General features: G+C 42.8%; 31 protein-coding genes. 24 read left to right on the forward strand and 7 right to left on the reverse strand.

Features of this window, described 5'->3' with window-relative positions; genetic code table 11:
* The 4 genes from V7K69_RS09335 to V7K69_RS09350 form a co-directional block, all read right to left on the reverse strand.
* Positions 1–905, reverse strand: a 905-nt coding sequence (locus V7K69_RS09335; RefSeq protein ID WP_335033546.1) for a hypothetical protein, incomplete at its 3' end; no start/stop codon positions are given.
* Positions 906–1010: 105 nt separating this feature from the next.
* Positions 1011–2609: a hypothetical protein gene (locus tag V7K69_RS09340; protein ID WP_335033548.1), complete on the reverse strand. Its 1599-nt coding sequence runs from the start codon at positions 2607–2609 to the stop codon at positions 1011–1013.
* Between the two features lie 177 nt (positions 2610–2786).
* Positions 2787–3146 carry a helix-turn-helix domain-containing protein gene (locus tag V7K69_RS09345; RefSeq protein WP_223278596.1) on the reverse strand — a complete coding sequence of 120 codons (360 nt, stop codon included), beginning with the start codon at positions 3144–3146 and terminating at the stop codon, positions 2787–2789.
* A 217-nt stretch (positions 3147–3363) separates the two neighbouring features.
* Positions 3364–3525, reverse strand: a complete 162-nt coding sequence (locus V7K69_RS09350; protein WP_335033550.1) for a hypothetical protein — start codon at positions 3523–3525, stop codon at positions 3364–3366.
* Between the two features lie 201 nt (positions 3526–3726).
* Here V7K69_RS09350 and V7K69_RS09355 point away from each other — a divergent pair, with 201 nt between their 5' ends.
* The 13 genes from V7K69_RS09355 to V7K69_RS09415 all read left to right on the forward strand — a co-directional run bounded on the left by V7K69_RS09355 (position 3727) and on the right by V7K69_RS09415 (position 9057).
* Complete coding sequence (locus V7K69_RS09355; protein ID WP_335033552.1) at positions 3727–4293, forward strand: hypothetical protein; 567 nt, start codon at positions 3727–3729, stop codon at positions 4291–4293.
* Between the two features lie 123 nt (positions 4294–4416).
* Positions 4417–4584 (forward strand): hypothetical protein, encoded by a 168-nt coding sequence (locus V7K69_RS09360; protein WP_335033554.1) that lies wholly within the window; start codon positions 4417–4419, stop codon positions 4582–4584.
* Positions 4577–4996: a hypothetical protein gene (locus tag V7K69_RS09365; protein WP_335033556.1), complete on the forward strand. Its 420-nt coding sequence runs from the start codon at positions 4577–4579 to the stop codon at positions 4994–4996. The genes V7K69_RS09360 and V7K69_RS09365 overlap by 8 nt, the downstream gene beginning before the upstream one ends.
* A gap of 97 nt (positions 4997–5093) precedes the next feature.
* Positions 5094–5309, forward strand: a complete 216-nt coding sequence (locus V7K69_RS09370) for a hypothetical protein (protein WP_335033558.1) — start codon at positions 5094–5096, stop codon at positions 5307–5309.
* Positions 5306–5551 (forward strand): hypothetical protein, encoded by a 246-nt coding sequence (locus tag V7K69_RS09375; RefSeq protein WP_335033560.1) that lies wholly within the window; start codon positions 5306–5308, stop codon positions 5549–5551. The genes V7K69_RS09370 and V7K69_RS09375 overlap by 4 nt, the downstream gene beginning before the upstream one ends.
* A gap of 170 nt (positions 5552–5721) precedes the next feature.
* On the forward strand, positions 5722–6480 hold the full coding sequence (locus V7K69_RS09380; protein ID WP_335033562.1) for a hypothetical protein: 759 nt from the start codon (positions 5722–5724) through the stop codon (positions 6478–6480).
* Positions 6481–6546: 66 nt separating this feature from the next.
* Complete coding sequence (locus V7K69_RS09385; protein ID WP_335033564.1) at positions 6547–6816, forward strand: hypothetical protein; 270 nt, start codon at positions 6547–6549, stop codon at positions 6814–6816.
* 11 nt (positions 6817–6827) lie between these two features.
* Positions 6828–7178, forward strand: coding sequence for a hypothetical protein (locus tag V7K69_RS09390; protein WP_335033566.1), 351 nt, complete (start codon positions 6828–6830; stop codon positions 7176–7178).
* Between the two features lie 286 nt (positions 7179–7464).
* Positions 7465–7806: a hypothetical protein gene (locus V7K69_RS09395; RefSeq protein ID WP_335033568.1), complete on the forward strand. Its 342-nt coding sequence runs from the start codon at positions 7465–7467 to the stop codon at positions 7804–7806.
* Between the two features lie 14 nt (positions 7807–7820).
* Positions 7821–8033, forward strand: coding sequence for a hypothetical protein (locus V7K69_RS09400; protein WP_335033570.1), 213 nt, complete (start codon positions 7821–7823; stop codon positions 8031–8033).
* 9 nt (positions 8034–8042) lie between these two features.
* Complete coding sequence (locus tag V7K69_RS09405) at positions 8043–8282, forward strand: hypothetical protein (protein ID WP_335033572.1); 240 nt, start codon at positions 8043–8045, stop codon at positions 8280–8282.
* Entirely contained in the window at positions 8266–8817 is a 552-nt protein-coding gene (locus V7K69_RS09410) for a hypothetical protein (RefSeq protein ID WP_335033574.1), read from the forward strand. Before V7K69_RS09405 ends, V7K69_RS09410 begins: the two co-directional genes overlap by 17 nt.
* 27 nt (positions 8818–8844) lie before the next feature.
* Positions 8845–9057 carry a hypothetical protein gene (locus tag V7K69_RS09415; RefSeq protein ID WP_335033576.1) on the forward strand — a complete coding sequence of 71 codons (213 nt, stop codon included), beginning with the start codon at positions 8845–8847 and terminating at the stop codon, positions 9055–9057.
* 99 nt (positions 9058–9156) lie between these two features.
* Here the strand turns inward: V7K69_RS09415 and V7K69_RS09420 are convergent, their stop codons facing one another.
* The 3 genes from V7K69_RS09420 to V7K69_RS09430 are packed head-to-tail and all read right to left on the reverse strand — an operon-like array spanning position 9157 to position 10508.
* Entirely contained in the window at positions 9157–9630 is a 474-nt protein-coding gene (locus V7K69_RS09420) for a hypothetical protein (RefSeq protein WP_335033578.1), read from the reverse strand.
* A gap of 14 nt (positions 9631–9644) precedes the next feature.
* On the reverse strand, positions 9645–10199 hold the full coding sequence (locus V7K69_RS09425; protein ID WP_335033618.1) for a GNAT family N-acetyltransferase: 555 nt from the start codon (positions 10197–10199) through the stop codon (positions 9645–9647).
* 39 nt (positions 10200–10238) lie between these two features.
* Positions 10239–10508, reverse strand: coding sequence for a hypothetical protein (locus V7K69_RS09430; RefSeq protein ID WP_335033580.1), 270 nt, complete (start codon positions 10506–10508; stop codon positions 10239–10241).
* Between the two features lie 128 nt (positions 10509–10636).
* On the opposite strand from V7K69_RS09430, the gene V7K69_RS09435 reads away from it, so the two are divergent.
* The 11 genes from V7K69_RS09435 to V7K69_RS09485 all read left to right on the forward strand — a co-directional run bounded on the left by V7K69_RS09435 (position 10637) and on the right by V7K69_RS09485 (position 17119).
* Positions 10637–10846, forward strand: a complete 210-nt coding sequence (locus V7K69_RS09435; RefSeq protein WP_335033582.1) for a hypothetical protein — start codon at positions 10637–10639, stop codon at positions 10844–10846.
* A gap of 122 nt (positions 10847–10968) precedes the next feature.
* Positions 10969–11271 (forward strand): hypothetical protein, encoded by a 303-nt coding sequence (locus V7K69_RS09440; RefSeq protein WP_163934648.1) that lies wholly within the window; start codon positions 10969–10971, stop codon positions 11269–11271.
* A gap of 3 nt (positions 11272–11274) precedes the next feature.
* A complete protein-coding gene (locus tag V7K69_RS09445; RefSeq protein WP_335033585.1) occupies positions 11275–11850 on the forward strand; it encodes a hypothetical protein in 576 nt (191 codons plus the stop codon).
* Between the two features lie 23 nt (positions 11851–11873).
* Complete coding sequence (locus V7K69_RS09450) at positions 11874–12143, forward strand: hypothetical protein (RefSeq protein ID WP_181927372.1); 270 nt, start codon at positions 11874–11876, stop codon at positions 12141–12143.
* Positions 12144–12657: 514 nt separating this feature from the next.
* Positions 12658–13068: a hypothetical protein gene (locus tag V7K69_RS09455; RefSeq protein ID WP_335033589.1), complete on the forward strand. Its 411-nt coding sequence runs from the start codon at positions 12658–12660 to the stop codon at positions 13066–13068.
* On the forward strand, positions 13068–13784 hold the full coding sequence (locus V7K69_RS09460) for a hypothetical protein (RefSeq protein WP_335033591.1): 717 nt from the start codon (positions 13068–13070) through the stop codon (positions 13782–13784). The genes V7K69_RS09455 and V7K69_RS09460 overlap by 1 nt, the downstream gene beginning before the upstream one ends.
* 67 nt (positions 13785–13851) lie before the next feature.
* Complete coding sequence (locus tag V7K69_RS09465; RefSeq protein ID WP_335033593.1) at positions 13852–15768, forward strand: hypothetical protein; 1917 nt, start codon at positions 13852–13854, stop codon at positions 15766–15768.
* A gap of 163 nt (positions 15769–15931) precedes the next feature.
* Positions 15932–16267, forward strand: a complete 336-nt coding sequence (locus tag V7K69_RS09470; RefSeq protein WP_335033595.1) for a hypothetical protein — start codon at positions 15932–15934, stop codon at positions 16265–16267.
* A gap of 63 nt (positions 16268–16330) precedes the next feature.
* Positions 16331–16522, forward strand: a complete 192-nt coding sequence (locus V7K69_RS09475; RefSeq protein ID WP_335033597.1) for a hypothetical protein — start codon at positions 16331–16333, stop codon at positions 16520–16522.
* A gap of 4 nt (positions 16523–16526) precedes the next feature.
* On the forward strand, positions 16527–16712 hold the full coding sequence (locus V7K69_RS09480; protein ID WP_335033599.1) for a hypothetical protein: 186 nt from the start codon (positions 16527–16529) through the stop codon (positions 16710–16712).
* A gap of 155 nt (positions 16713–16867) precedes the next feature.
* Positions 16868–17119, forward strand: a complete 252-nt coding sequence (locus tag V7K69_RS09485; protein WP_335033601.1) for a hypothetical protein — start codon at positions 16868–16870, stop codon at positions 17117–17119.
* Positions 17120–17139 lie beyond the last annotated feature (20 nt).

Consider the following 17139-nt stretch of genomic DNA (forward strand, 5'->3'; position numbering starts at 1 on the left):
GAATTTTCTCCTGACAACAAAGCTGAATTTCCCTGTTCTAGAAGCTCTGGTGTTTGATTAGCGATCGCAGAATTTAAAGATTTCTCATTTTGAGCGACGGGCGCGGCGGAACAAGTACCTTCATGACAGTCTTTCGGCTCAACACCACAATTCTGCTTTTCAGCCAACAACAAAACAGATTCACCCTGTACAGCATCCACAAGCGTCAGCGATGTACAGTCCGTTACCGCAGGTAATTCTTCCTCCTTCTCTGACACGCCTTGAACAGTCTGAGGCGAAGCGCCCCCCAAAGGCGCGTGAGCCGTCTCCTCCTCACGCGAAATCTGTGTAAGCGTGTCAGAGAAACACCTCACAAACTCTTTTGTAGAGTTTGTGAGGTGTTCCTGAACAGTTCGTGAGGGTTCCTGAAACCCTTGCTCTGATTGACCTTGACTTAAAATAGATGCTTTATACAAAGCACCCATTTCTTCACAGCCAGCATCTTTCTCTGAATCCCCAGCATTTGGTTCTCGTTTTTCAGCATTTGGTTCCTGATTTTCAGCATTGGGTTTCTCCCAGAACTCCTTCATTCTGCTGCCGTGCAAATTCCTTACCATCCAGCTAGCCGTTTCCCTGCCATCCTGAATCGACTTGTCGGGTTTGAAGATGAAGAGGCCACTGTCGGAGAGAATTTTCTTCGCAGAGATAAAAGTACTGTATCCTAAAGCTGAGGTCAAAGGCATCCATCGAGAACCATAAGGGTCAGCCGTCCAGCATTCTTGCCACAATTGCGTCACTGAGGGCTTTTGCTGCGAAGCCCACAGCATATCTTCGATGGGAATAATCACATGAAGCCTTTTATATGGTGATTGTGGTTTGCTAGCAGCAGACTTTTTGAGCTTGGGTTTTGTAATAGTTACAGTCATTGTACAATCTCCTATTTATATTGACGCACGGAAATATCCCCCACTGTGATGCAGGGCTTGATACGTGCATTTATTTGTCTAAAAAGTTACCGATACATTGAGAGGCTATTGAGGTTGCCAGAATCTCAACTCGTCTCGTGAATACCTATCAGTCTTTTTCGATTGCTCCTTCCAGCAATCCCAAGCCACAACTACTTCCTCGCCTAAATCCTCTACGACTTCACCCCTCTCGACATACAAAGTACGGTATGGGTCAGCGTGGGCAACAATAGAACCGATGCCAATAGTGTCTGGTTGAGAGGATGTGTTCTGGAGTGCGGTAATTAACTCTGTTTCCTGAGTGGTCAATTCCGCCCAATAATCTTGTTTAATCACCTCATACTCTTGCACCACTGCCCATAACTCTTGCCACGTACACCCAGGCTGTGAAAGCACCCGTCGAATGTCACTGACAGCCTGGGGTAGCATTTCCAATTGTTCGGCACGGTAAGCGATCGCAGATGGTGTCGGTTCACTCCCCAGAATTATCGCAGCAGCTTCCAAGGCTTGGGTATTGTTCATAGCGCTGGCGAGATTCTTCAAAGCCATGCCCATGAGTCGCAGACATTCCTGGGCATTTTCCTTGGGGGGTTCCTGCGCTAGCGATCGCAAATCAATTGTCTTTTCCAGGGCTTGCTTCACCTGTTTGTTTAAAGCTTTGGTAGCTTGCTGGGTCATGGTATTCCCCCACTGCTGTTGAGGACGTTCTTGTACTGCGTTTTCCAAATCTTGAATACGCTGCTTGAGTTGTTGATTCTCAGCCTCCAGTTTGCGTAACTCCTCCATTTCATCCAGCCGTTCCTGCAACTGGATATTTTGCTCCCTTTGTTGCTTGTACAGGTTTTGCAGAGATTGGATTTGCTCTTGTACTTGTTCTTCTGCATTGGCTGTGGCTTCTGAAAGCAAGCCAACCCTCAAATCCTGCTCCAGTCGCTCTAACTCCTGTCTATGGCGTTCTTCGATAGCAGCGATCGCTTCCGTATATTCTGGTGGATAGTTCCGCTCTCTGGAAAATGGAACACTTGGGGCATCTAAATCAGCATTGTTGATCAACAACCTCTCGCCATCAGTAAAAGTGACAATCTGTTGCCAATGATTTGGTGCGTCTGCCTCAATGGTTCCATCTTCTCCATATCTTGGGTGTGACTGTTGTGAAACAGTGACTTTAGCAAATTGAGGAACCACTGGTTCTTGAATTTTGGGAACCATTGGTTCCTGAACAATATGTTTTTTGCGTGGAAGTTGAGGAACCACAATATTTGCAGCGGCCGCAAAGTCTGATTCACCAGGGGACAGGTTATCTTTGAGAGCGATCGCTACAGCTTGTTTTAGTTTCTCTGGTTCCTTGACTAAACGAAGTAATGGACGAGCCTGACGCTCATTTTTGATGTGTCCGCCCAATTCGCCAACTGCGTCTATGACCTTTTTAGCTCCTAGCAGTTGGTTGATTCGTCGGTATCCGCCCCAGGCGTATAACTCACGCTGGCAGTATTCTTCAAAGTTTTTATATCCAGCTTGCAGGTAAAGCTGTTGTTCCCTCATCTGGAGAATTTCATCTACCGCTTGCCACTCGAATCGGTCGATGGCGGTAAAGGTTTCTTGGATGCTGGTGTTGATAACACTGTAATCGAGTGCTGTTGTTTGTTCTTTTTCTAGTGTCAGCATTTTTCTTGCCCACTACGGTAAATGCTTGAAAGTTGGGGTGTTGCAGTTTAACCAAAGTGAACTGGGTAGCTGTCAGATGGATTTTCCAAAAATGTGGCAGCATTATAATTAGCTCACTTTGTGGTAAACGGATTGAGCAGGCGATCGCATTGCTGTGACGGGCGGCGATCGCTTTTGCTATGCAGCCGTTAAACAGGCTTGATTTTCAGCATCAATTGCTGAAGACTTTCGGCCTTGACTTAGTGCGCTACTCTTACTGCTGTTAGGGTTTTCAGAAGAGGCAGAAGTATCTGAATCTTGGGTGTAATCAATTAAATCGAACGGAGTAATCTGCCTATCTAAATCGTGCGCTAGACGATTTAGTGCATTACAGAGATTATTTAGGGAATGACCATCCAAGCGTGGCATTGTTTTGGCTTTCCGTAAATTTGATACTGAATTAGCACTGAGATTTAACTCATTGGCAAGATCGCCCGCCTTGATGTCATATCTTGCCATTACCTCTTTTAGTTTCCACTTAATCAAAGTCTGATTCACAAAAATCAACACCTTAAATGTACTCCGCTACCTAACACTAGTACAAATGTTAGCACTCAGACTTTGAAATATACAAAAACATTCAATATATTTACAAATTAAACTTATAAAAATACAAGTTTACCTCTTGACATCAGGCTGTATTCCAAGTTAGACTTGTAATTAACAAGGAGGAAAAAGTGTTATGCCTCTTCAATAAATAAAGAAGCACTAAAAACTACAGAACTTTGACAGCACAATCCAAAGTCACCGCTTGATGAGTAACCGAAGCACTGGCACAACCAGAGAAGGCGAGGGGTACACAGTCGGGAAATGGATTTGCACTGAATAAGAAAGTACCAGCAGGACGACGGCAGTTGAAGCTTTTGAAGTCGTACACGTCGCCTGATACGCTGTATCTCCTGTTTTGGTATCACTCAAATGCCACTGGCTTTGAGTCACAAATATATGGCTACGCCAAATCTTTTTGAGAGCGTTGTGCTAAACCACAACGTTGTTTGCACACATAACAAAGGCAATCGCCCCTCCGACCAAGAAGTAAGCGATCGCCTTTTACCCAAATAAATTGGAGATTTCTATTATGACGTATGTAACTCATACACGACAAGCAATTGTCGATTATTCTGTTGATGAACAAACCTTAGCCCAAGCAGAACTATACAGCCACATCGAATCCCAAGCCGAAGCTGTAGCCCCAACCCAAGATCCTCTCACCAGCAGAGATCGCCGCATCATTGGTGAGATTATTGAAGTCGAACCCGAATCAATCCGCACTATCTGGATCGAAGGCGGAATCACAGTCTGGGTGCAGTTAGTCGGTGCTGGACGGCTACCCTTTGACAGAAATTGGTTCGCTACAAGAGTTGCAGAGGTCAAAGCGACTCTACCGGAAACTCCATTGGAGCGCAATGAACGCCTCAGCGATGAACTAGAAAAAGCCTGCACTGTTTTTGGTCTGTACTACGGTGAGATTGATTGGTTATCATTCAGCACCAAACTCTATCAAGACGGGCATTTTGTTGGCTTCGTCGGGTGCTATCAACAAGGCTGGTATGCAAGACCAAGACAGTACGGGGTAAATCGGGTTGCTGGCAGTGCCAAAGATGTGATTGCGCTGCTGGGAGTCCGAGCGACTGTAGCGGCGTAAGTTGCTGGAAGTAAGAAAGGCGATTGCACACCAAGACAACTGCAATCGCCACCTATATGCAATTACAAATAATCATTGCACATAACACAGCAAGTAACATCACACTTTCAAATCCGGGTTTCTATGACTGCCAAGAGAATTCTCCTACCTGCGACAGATGCGAATGCAGAGGTGAAAGAAATTCCTGGTACTGAAAGTGAGAAAGGCGGTTGCAGTCCAAGAGAAAAGCAATCGCCTCGACAACGAAATTTAGACGATCGAAATCATCATGGCATATTGCAATATGATTAGCCCATTTTCTCTTCAAGAAGCCGATTGGGATGAATCCCCAGAGAAAATACTCCTACCGCCAACAGACCCGAATGCAGAGATTATCGAAATCCCTGGTTACACGCTCGTTTACGTCAATGGAGCTTGCCCCAGAACTTATCGAGTCTACACAGATGATTCCATGATTGGGGTGATATTTCAGCACATCACCCACTGGTCAAATGCGGTAGATAAGATTCGATACGCCAAGTCGGTTGATGCAGCAGTTGGACTAGACGAATTTATGAATGTGGCAAGGGTATCAACAACGGCTACGGGAGAACCACCCACGGAAGAGGATTTGTTCGATAAAGAATTTGATGCACTGACGAGTGACGAGTGGGAACGGTTAAAGAGATACGTGCCAAAAACTAGAGATTTAGTTGCAGCGTGAGTAAGGAAACGGGTGGGCAGGATAGACCCACCTGTGTGGCAAGGAGCAAAGTTAAATTTTATCCAAATAGGAACACCACAACTCATTGAATAAACCAATGTCACCCATAGAAATCCTACAAGAGTTCAACTCCTGCTACCTGAAAATTCAGGCGATTGCCCAAAACGAAAACTGGCTTTTGTTGATTGCAGATAAAAAGATTGACCCAGAAGCAGCGACTCACTTGGGTGATGTTCTGCATTATTTGAGCGAGGCAATGGGTTGTGTAGAAGAAGTCGTTGAAATCAAGTTTAATCAGGAGACAAAATCATGAAACTCTATGCAACTAATATTCCTCAAACTTTGCCAAATTGGGCAACTGTTATATCGAATAATGCAGGTTTGATTGAAGTAGAAATTAATGATGAAGACCCTGGATTTCATTCAATAATTGAGGAATTATCTACTGAAATTCAACCAGGAGTTATCGGTGTAAAAGCTAGCGATTTATGTACAAGACTTAGCATTGAGATGGTTGATAGTAGTGAAGAAAATCACTTAGAGAATGAGATTTAATTGCTCAAGCCGCAGGAATTAAAAACACTTCTAGAAGCAGAGATTAAAAAGCGGCTATATCAACTCGAAGTGCTGAAATACGAATTAAAAACAATTCCTGAAATTGTCATAAATAGCTAAGTCGAACACTATCCAGTATCAACGCAATTTTTAGCAACAACAACGCAATTATGGAAACCATCAAAATCAACAACAGCGTCTTCCTCATTCCACCCAGCCAACCGAAACTACAAGCGAATTGCGCTAAAGAATACGGGCAATTTCTTCTCGATTGTCCCCCAAAATTGACAATTCTAGAAGCACAAGCAGGAGGATATCTCAAAGGTAACAAAGCTGACTTTGCGATCGCAATCTCTCGCCCTGACCGTGCCTTGACCATCAACGAGAACTTTACTAATGAGCCATTTACTGAACTCTGGGTGATTCCGGTAGCTGGCGGACTCAAAGACCAGTTCAAGGGGCCAGCTTCCATGCTGCTTTCTTTCCTGATCCATCGTCGTAGTAAAGACAATTTTGCTGGACTCTACAATCACTTCGCCCATCGTGCCTTCCAGCAGTGGTGCGAGGAAGGGATGCCGGGAGATCCCAAAGAGTTCTGCTTCGGTGCGATCGCTAGCGTACTCAAAAACTACATTTTCTGTGCCGAGTTTCAGAAAGTAGAAGGAACACTGGGAACGTACTGGTTTATTCAGTGGAGCTATCGCAATCCTCAATCTGATTTTGAAAAGGATGCGCTAGAGGCAGCAGAAATGATTCGCTCTGGTGCTGAATCTGGGGCAACAATTCACTGGGTAACAAACGATACTTACGAGCGATGGGCTAGTAACGCTGTCACTGCACCAGCATTACCCACGGTTTCGCAAACTGAAGCGAGGGCATCTCTGCAAGGACAGAATCAGACAGCAATGCCGCAAGGTAACAAGCGGTAATCAGACACGAAAAAGGCGATTCACCTCTGAGTCGCCACTACATAAATTAGCGGTTCAAACAAGTCAATGAAAATCGGTACTGTCTCAGTTAGTTATTCCAGAAAATTTAACTTGGGCAATTATGAATCTCTCGAATTAGGTTGTTCTTTATGGGCGCAGGTTGAAGATGAAGAAGATGCGGACGGTGTAGTTCAATTTCTTTATTACCAAGCAAAAGCAGCAGTCAAAGAGGCTGCAATGCCAGTAATTAAAGCGAACGAATTCCAGATTACCAAAGCCAAATCTCAGCGCAAAGTTGCAACTGATGAAGGTGTTGCAGAACTAGATAATTTTTGAGCAAATCAAACATGAAACAACTAACAGGTTTTATTCCTATCGCAGCATTACCTGAATCTACTGCGGCATCTGCTAAACAACAACTCTTGGAAGCAATTGAATGGCTCCACAAAGAAGGTGCTGCTACTGAAACCAACCTCAAACTTTTGACTGCAATTGCCGAATCAATTCTTTGTTCGGAAGAATCATACACCAGATTTTTGCAGTGTGGTTTTGATGCAGCCATTGAGTTTTTCGATACCAATTCTCAGAACTGGGAATTTGAAGAGTCAATGTTATCACATCATAATCCCAGGAATTGGGACAAGTACAAGCAGCTACAACAAACACGGGCATTGTTGTCAACAACCCAGCAGATTTAGTTCAGTTCCATTAGCTTTCTAGTTTTCTAAACATCCCAATCTTTTTTCAATTCTCATCATTTACAAATCATAGAGTAATAACCAAGATTATGCCGAAAAAATCCACTCATCCCACCTCTACTGACCAGTCCTCATTGTGCCTACAATACCTTCATCGCTGTGGGGGTAGCGCACGGTTGTGCAGTATTAAATTTAGCCTGGGAGTGATTCAATGCTTGGTCAATCAAAGAAAAGTAAAGATTACCAATACAGGTGCTGGTTTCTATGTTCAATTGGAGGATTCCAAATGACTAACCATAAGCAAGTTGTTTACCAATCTCAATTAGACCACAAGAGTAAATTGGTTCTTCGCCGCCGTACTAAGAGAAGATTCAACCCCAGGATTTTTTTCGACCGCATCATAGAAACAACTGCAATTATCTCTCTGCTGTTGACTGGCTTTTCGGGAGTTGGAGCAATGGCTTGCTGGGGGCTGGAGATTATTGAGACTAATAATCCCAACATAATCATCTCTGGTTGGGAGCAACAGAAAAATATTTGCTTGGGTGCAATGCTAGTAAGTTTTTCCGCATTCTTAGGGACTTCTTTAGTCGGAGCAAGCCTCAGTATTCAACGAGATAAATTTTAGGTGAGTTAACGGCAATGAAAGAGTACAAAACTAAACATGGCGGCTACAAAATTGAGACAACTGAGTTATCAGATGGTGCTGTGGATGTTCATGTTGGGAAGCAGGGCTTTTTGAAAACAACTTGGGCATCACCTTCAACTAAAACCTTTGATAATCATACACAAGCTGTTAGCCATGCCAAAAATGCTATTGATAGCGGCGAAATTAATTCAGTTTTTCAACGTTAGAACACACCAATGGAAATCAAATTAACCACAGCAGAAATTCGGACTATCTTACAAGGATGTCAATATACGTTGCGGCTTGTGGGGAGTAGTCAAGATTATCGTAAAATTCAATCGTCAGAACACTTTTCTACCTCAAATGATGTTGTGCTAAACGATGCTTTCAATATTTTGGGAGAAATAGTGGACGCAATCGAGCAGGTAGAGCAATTTTCTCAACAAGGAGAATCCGGTCATGGAGCAAGAAATTAAATATGCAATTGGTTTGGGCAATCCTGAACTCCCCATAGAGTCAAAACCAAAACCTGAACCAGAACTCAAATCAACAGTAACGATTTACGACTTCAGCGCTTTATTATCCAAACACGAACCGCCGAAAAAACCAACAATAAAAGATGAGCCTCCCTTCTCAACGGGCAGTACTAAATACTGTTCATCCCTACGGTTACTTGATGAAAAATGTCCTGATTGGTCAGTCGAGCAATCTAATGTTGTACATAGGAGCAATAATATGACATTCACTTTGAATAATCGCTCTCAAAATAAAGAATCTTCCTTAACTCAAGCATTACGGCAAATACAGCAATTGAATTCTAAGATTCAGGAATTAGAGCAGCACCATCAAGACTATGTGCGTTCACAACAGGATCTGATTCCAGCCATCGCTGAGATTTGTGTTTCTCCGATACAAGAAGTCGAGGCCCTTCGTATTCTGATGTATCGGGGAGAAGCAGCTTGCCGACAGTATTTACGTTCGGTGCTAGTCAAACAAAAGAAGGATTCATAATCTCTATAAAGAAAAGGAATTTAAATTATGAAACGGAATCAAGCACGAGTAATTGTTGTAAGTCTGGCCAGCACATTAGCGGCCATATCTATCGGATATTTAGGGGTGCAATTTTTTGGCAAGAATGCAATGTACATGATTGCGACAGGAATGTTTGGGCTGGGTACTGGGGGATCTATTGGTCAGGTTTTGGTAGAGAAAAGGCAGCAGCAAGTAGTACAAACACAATTAAGACAATAATAGGAGAGATCGCATGGAAACTTCAAAAGTTGTCATATCATCTTGTAAAAAACTTTGTTGTTCACAAACAAAATCATTCATTTTTTTTGAAAATATAAATTATGCTGAGATTTTTTCACCAACAGCTTGATGTATAATTTCTTTCTTTAACGAATCTGCTGCGACTGCTGCAATGGTTTCCCAATCTTCTTGTTTTAATAACAACCCAAGCAGTTCGCGCAGTATCTCTCGATTAGAAATGAATTCTTCACCATAAAGCTGATCATTTTCCAGAGTAGCAAGTATGTATTCTCTTACCTCTGGTGTCGGCAGTCTAAAATTTTCAAGTATTCTTTCTCTTGCAGTTTTTACAGCAATTTTCGTAGCTGTACCTAAATTCCAATTATTCAGCAGCAACCGCACTTCTCTATTTAGAGAAATACGCAACGTCGTGAAACGTCCCAACAGTTCTAGATTGCCCATTAAAGAACCAAATCCTGACCCCCAATCTAATCCAGCCCCAATGTTGCCACCAACTTTATCCTCAGCTTCAACACTTTTTCTTAAAGATTGTTCATCAAATAATTGACTCATTTAGCTTTACTACCTCATACAGGAGAACGAAAAACTCCATACTCAAAATAAACTAGTTCATCGTAATCTTCATCTTCTCCCACATCAATCATGCCTTGGTTATCATAAAATTCTTCTACTCCAGGTAGTGAGTGTAACCCTACTCTTCCCTCATAACCTAGCTCTAAACTGCGAGTTCTGGCAAACGCTAAGAATGCAGTTCCAACACCTTTTAATTTCGGAGGACGTTGGATATATGCCCGATTCCAGGGTGCGGTAGCTATGCCATCAATGTATACCAAGCGTTTACCCTCTATCAGGCGAGAACCGTGCATTTGGGTTTCAATCAGCATTAATCCTTGAGTTTCATCTTTGTATTCAATCGCGTAGCCTTCGCGGTTTGCTTGTCTATTAATGACAAACTCCAGTTTAAACTCCCAGTCCCAAAATTTGTCTGATTGGTCATGCAGGTTCAATTGTTCTTTCCACTTGTGGGCATAATCATCGACGTGCTTTTGTGATAGCTCTACTAAATCTGCTTCTACAATCGTGTTATCTTGACCGCGAATTAGTTTTACCAAAGAAAGCATTTCACCAAAATTACCCATGAACCAATTTTATCAATCTGATCAATCAGCATTATGCTCTGTTTCTTGCAACCAACTTAAAATAGTCAGCGCTAACTCCCAGGATTCGCGCCGCTCCCAATTAGGTAAGTGATTCAGTACTTGTGCAAGTAATATTGCTGGGTTTTCCAATTCTCCGCCACGAGCCGCAACACCATCCCTAACGAGCGCCCCCAAAGTGGCAGCTTGATTGCCTTTATAGTCAGGCTGTCTCTTAATTTCATCAACAATCCAGTCCGGTACTGTGATTGTTTTAAATCCTGATTTCGGCATACACAACAGAGAAATAATATAAAGATAGTACGGCAGTTTGCGTTATGCTTGCAAATGTTTATACGGTATAGTACGTTAAGGAATGGAATACTCCCACAATAGCTTCACAAATAGTAGGAGCAATCGTAATGAAAAATATTGGTATTAAGCCAATACATCCTAAAGAATTTAAAAAAGTCCATAATTTCTCGACTTACCAAATGAGCCGTTTGTCAGGTTACTCAGTTGAGGCACTAAAAAACTGGTTAGCTGATGAAAGCAGTTCCAGATTTGTCGAACCAAAGCCGTATGTACTTAATCACTTTGGGGCAATTCATAATTACTTATTAAGAAGTTAGTGTTTCCCAAACACTAAGCCATTAGAAAAACCCTCCCCACCAGTCGGTGGTTTTTTTATTATTAGTATTATCAGTACCGGAACTCAATCGGAACTCAATCGGAACTCTAGGAGCCGAAACCATTGCTAATTCAGGGAAGCTGTGTAGTTGAACAATTGTTAACACGAGAGGAGGCAGCCAAACAATTGGAGCCATCAGTTGGAATTAGACAGTTCCAAAAGTATTTAGACTTAGCTTCTTTGTACCTGCCAGAATTTGAGGATTTTCGGGACGAAGATAACGGAGGGCTAAACGGACGAGCAAAGTTGACAAACTGGCATTTACCTGTGCTTCAAAGAATTAGAAGTTACGTTTTAGCCAAAGGTTCTTTAAAGAAGGTAGCTATTGAATTAAAAAATCACCCCGAAAAGTTTTTAGGAGCCTAAATCATGATTGTTAAAGAATTTGCACAAGCTCTCAACAAAGTCCCAGGTAAGGTAGTTGATGAGCTGCGCCGTCAATATCCAGAGCAAAAATGGACGGTCGATTCACAAGTTCCAGAGGAGATTTTAGCTAGATTCCAAGATATTACCAATAATGAGAGATTACAGCCTCAACAAACACCTATAGCAGATATACCCGAAGCCACAATCACCAAAGCTGATGAGGCAATTCAACAAGCCTCATACAAGTTGACTGCGGCTGATAAAGAGACTATTTCTGGTGCTATAGCCGTCCAAAATGAGCAATCTAAGATTTTGGGTGCATCAACTGGTGTCACCGGAGCTTTATTGTTCATGGAATCCTTGATTGGAGCCAAAGGGACGGTGTTGGATGCCTTTGCTGAACAATCCATGTTGGAAGTCGATAACCAGATTACCGAGATAGATCAGAGTTTGATTAATTTGGCAGAAGAAGCCTCAACAAGGCTGGGGAAGTCGATCCAAAAAAAGGAACAACTCAAAGCGCGACTCAATTTGTTGCGGGAGAGAGTTTCTTCGATGGGGACACAGATCCGATTTTAGAAGCTTATAAAACAGTAGCGGCATTGTTACAAATCCAAAATGAAACTGTTGCTACTGTTGCTGAAATCCGATTACTTCAAGAACTATTAACTCATCAAAGGAAAAATCAAGTTATGGATATTCTGAGTACGGGATTGTTTGCTACTTCAGTTGTTGGCGCTTTAGGTGGCAGTGCATATCTCGTTGGTAGCGTTGTTGCTACTGGATTAATTGGTAGTGGGATGTTCATTCCCTTGGGATTACTTGTTGGTGCAGGATTGACATTTCTGGGACGGGCATCGAGGCAAGAGTGATGGGCGGGAGTGTTTCATAAGACTGTTTCATAAGACTGTTTCACAGCACTGTTTCATGAAACAGTTTCAACGGTTTCATCAGTGTTTCAGGGTCGTGAAACACCGTGAAACAGCATTCCCCCGCGTGAAACATCAAACGTGAAACACGAAACAACAGTCCATTCCTTGCTCGAAAGGCATTATAAATGGTAGTGTTTCATCCAACTGTTTCACAGCACTGTTTCACGAAACTGTTTCAACGGTTTCATCAGTGTTTCAGGGCGTGAAACAGCATGAAACAGCATTCCCCCAGCATCAAACATCAAACGTGAAACATGAAACACTAGACAATTCCTTGCTCGAAAGCCGTTATGAAGGGTAGTGTTTCATCCAACTGTTTCACAGCACTGTTTCATGAAACGTTTCAACGGTTTCATCAGTGTTTCAGGGCGTGAAACATGAAACACCTTATTAAAGAGATGTGTGAAACATGGGAAAAATTTGTACTAAGAACGCGCTATAACACAGTAGTCTCATGTATAAGAAACAACTGTACTTAGCTTTGGCTGGTGTTGGCATTTGCATATTGCCTGTAATCATCCCTTTAGTACCCAAGTTGGGGGCTTATGCAGAGCTTCAACGGCTAAAAGCCTCAGAAGAATTAGAACGTTCGCGCATAGAAGAACGGGCAAAAACCAGTGATGCCTTATATGAGGCGGGAGTGATGCCCACAAGTCGCAAGTTGAGAATTACCAATTACTTTGATAGCGCTAAACGCAATCCCAGACCAGACACAACCCTATATCTTGATGATGAGATTGTTGATGTTTTTGATGCGACGGGCAGGTGTATTGGACGAATTGAAGAAGGAATTTGGAAGTGGAAGCACAAAGATAAAGGGATTTGTAAAAGCGTTCAAAATATCAAACCAGTGAGGAAAAAGTAATGGCTAATAGTTCATCAAGTGCGGAAACTAATAGTACTGGCAACAGCGATAGTAAGCCTAAAGGTAAGAAGCGATCGCTTGGTGAAATCATCGATTTTTGTGCCAAGGCTGTAGTGATGATTGTCGGTTTACCCATTAGAGCAGCCGCCGCTATAGTCAATCAGTTTGTTGCTAATGGAGGTGCAGGTCGCGCGTTAGTTGGCGGGATTTTATTTATCGGCGGTTCCATGATTAGTGCTGATTCAACTTGGCAATTAATCTTTACTGGGCCCCCTGTTTTACCCTGGTTTGAGCCGACTTGGAATTGGCTAAATGTGCCGTTTGCACTGTTCAACCCGTTTTTTTACCTTGCATTCATAATTTCTGTAGGCGTTCAGGTAATCGAAGCCCACGCCCTACGCGGTAAGAACCCAGATTCAGCTAGGCGGGAACTTCAAGACCACATGGTTTATGACCTTGAAACCAAGCCTAGTGGCAAGATTGACTTAGTAGGCCAACTCTGGGCGGACTACAAAACCGCAGGTATACGCGATCGCTCTAGTGCTGGATTAGTTGTGATTGCGGTTTGGGCGTTTGATATTATCACCACCTTTGCAGCTCGTAACCCATTTGAATTTACAGCCCCACTCATGATTTTGGGTTGCATCTTGTTTAACATCGGCACAATGATGGCAGGTGAAATTGGGTTTGCCATTTGGCGCTTGACAAAGGATTAGAACGGAAACCGCCCAAGAAAGCAATCACTGTAAAAAAGGGCGGCAACGTTTACCAAGGGAGGCATTTATGCAAAGTAACGATATCCCAAAAATTACAACGAAGGAAACGGAACATTTACGCGAATCATATCCTAGCTTGTCTCACTTGGAAGCCGGAAATATTGCCCAATGGCTGCAAGAGAGAAAAGATGGATTATTTGAAATGGCACGGGCATCTGAGAATGAAGCAGACATGACCCGTGTACTTGGTTTGTTGGCTTCTGGGATCGGAGCAGTTTGTTATGCGGTCAATCCACTGGCGCTAGTTGGTGGTTTAGTCGGTGGTGCTGCGTGGCTATGGTTTGTTGTCGAACATTCCAACAGAACCAAGGAGATTGCCCCCTTGCCTTTTGTGCGTGGTAATTTTGTAGACGCTCTAGCTCGTGCTGGGGATTATGATGCGAGGAGTAATTATCAAGCAGATCATCTTGCCAATACTGTTAAATTCCTAGAGCGACAATCAGCAGAAGAGTACACCTTTCTTCTAGCTGAGTTTGAAAATATTGTCCAATATTTAACCCAAGTTGAACCAGGAAAACGTTTTTACGCTTATCGCTGGATGTTTGGCTGGTTTGGCAAGCTCAAGGGTCGTCAGCTACCGACTTATGAAAGCATGGCTCTTCATTTACAGGATGTGACAATTGACAGCCGGGTGAATCGGTCGGAGATAAGTGCCATCGCACAGGCTCAAGCCCAGTTACCACCGACCGTAGATATCAAACAGTTTCAATCGCCACAGGTAGATATTAGGAAGATGAACCAAGCTGCGGAGCTTTCTAAACCTACAGAGTTACAACCATCTTCCTCTGATGGGCTTGTACCAGAGACTATAATTAATATCCCTCTGACTAATAGGGCAAACGCACTCATCGCTGCTTTAACGAAAAGTGGTTTCCAAGTAGAAGATATGATGAGTTCCCAAGTCATTGCGATCGCTGGTACTCAGCGAGGTGGCAAGGGAACCTTAGCAGCAATCTTGGCAACATTATCAACAGCACTTGACCCCGGATTGAACACCCAATACTTTACAGCCGGAGTGGACGTTTACCCCTTCGCTTGCAACTTAACCTCTGCCCTTAAATACCTGGATCAAGATGCAGATGGGGCTGATCAACTCGTCGCTCGTGATTTATTGAAATTTCTTAAAGGTTTAGATGGAAGCGAACCTTACTCCCATAAAAATTTACTGCTAGTAATTGATGAGGCGATGCGGTTGCTGTCATTATTGGAGGAAAGCGATCGCACCTGGGCGATTCAATATTTACTTTCTCGCTTCGCTAAGTCGGGTGGTACATTAATTATCGTCTTGCATGGCTCTAACCTGACAAGCGTGGTCGGTAAAGCTACGGCTGGCCTGGCAGATACCTTTAAGCAATCGGTTAACTTTATTGGCTGTGTAGCTCAAGCGGTTAGCGCTGGTGGTCTACGCAAAATGAATGTTGCTAGTGGAGAGTATTTCAAAGCCAACCCTAACAACTTTGGAGAACCCGTTAGCGGTGGCAATCTGGGCATGATTCCCGAATGGTTAAAGACCCATTTGCACCCAGGCAATGGGCAACCAGATCCAGCTAGAACATTACTTCAATTCTTCCCGGAATTAGTTCAACAGCATGAAAGGACAGTCATACCCAGAGGGGAGAAAATTGCGCCATCAGACGCAGTTAATCATCTGGAGTCCATTTTTTCAAAGCCTTATCAGGAAGTGGAATTTCTGGAAGTAGAAGAAAATAGTATTTCTGAGGCTGATTTGGAACAGATTGTGGCAATTGTTGCAGCTACTGCTAGCCCTCCAACTTCTTTTGCTGCTATCAGAAACAGCCGCAAGTGGGGTGAAGAGAAAAAGAGTGTTCTTTACTTGAGGAATGCCTTGTCACAATTGATTGACACTAACCGATTGTGCGGAAATGAAAAAGATGGTTTCAGCGTTTTTAACATTAATCACTAATATTCGTCACAGTTCTCGTCGAATTCCGGTCGAGTTCCGGTCAAGTTCCGGTATTCTTACATTTCCAAGTACGACTGAAAAATAGGGTCTTTTTGTCTCTCCAGTAAGTTTTAATTTTTTTCTAAACATTTTCCAGAATGTGGAAGCATCGGGAAGTCTAAAAATGAGCGATAAATTAACCACAGCATTACAAAAATTAGCCATAAGTCCAGTTAAAGCAGACAGACTGGCCATTTGTAGATTGGAAAAAGAGTACGGCGCTTCTTTATCAGAAATCGTTGGTGAACTCGAAGATTATGCCATCGTTCACCAATCTATTCAAGACGAAAGGGCTAAACCCAAAAATCAGTTCATTATCCTTTGCTGTTATGGCTGTCTTTGGGGTGCAGTTATTGGAATTGCGACGTTGTTTTTTAAGCCCAGTGTGACTATGGCGGCGATTGGGTTGGGTTTTACGGCTGGGGTGTCTGGGAAATTGTTGGTTCAAAAAGGGGAATAAATCGAAGTAGGTGAAGATTGGTTTTAATTGTTTAGCTGAATTCTTTGATTCATAGGAGTAAATATGTCTTGGTCTAAATCTATTTCAATGGACGTTGCTAATAAGCTTTTTGACGTAATTGGAGTTTCTTTTGAGCAAAACGAATTAGAGGGTGGTTACATCGCTAAACATGAAAGTAAGACCTTGAGAAGGCCAACATTGATCGCTTGCTGTATAGCTGTTTTATCTGACTGGGTAACAATTAAGGAAAGTTGAATTTATGTCAGACCTATCAGTTTTCGTGTTTGAATCTCAACAAGTCCGATTCATCGGCACACCAGAAAAACTTGAGTGGGTAGCTGCTGATATTGTCGCCCTGCTTGTATCCCCAAGCTTTCCTCGCGTAATTACTCCAACTATCTGGGCAAAGTTCCTGCTGCATGGAAGGATCATAAACCAATTATGACCCTTGGCGGAAAGCAGAAAATGGCAACCCTTTATGAACCGGGGCTGTATTATGCCATTACAAACCTATCTTGATACCCTAGAAGATACCCTTCTCTAGCTCTCTATTGATGTTTACTTCGACAATCAGATTAAATCTTGAGCAGAATTTTGCCCATGTTGTTGCGGTCTTCAATCAGATGGAAGGCTGAAATCATATCTTGGGGTTTGAGGCACACCAACAACCCAAGCTCACAGATGTTGGCGCTCTTAGAGAAGACGAAAGCCAGTTCCATTTATGAGTTTATCCAAAGCGAATTGAAATTAGACGGAGTTCCACCAGAACTAATCCGTTTGGGAATTGAAAAATTACTCCAAAATTCACCAATTAAATACAAATTTGACGGCTGCGATAGTAATCAAAACTAAAATTTGTTGAATAACCTATG

Source organism: Nostoc sp. (assembly GCF_036917775.1).
GTDB lineage: Bacteria > Cyanobacteriota > Cyanobacteriia > Cyanobacteriales > Nostocaceae > Nostoc.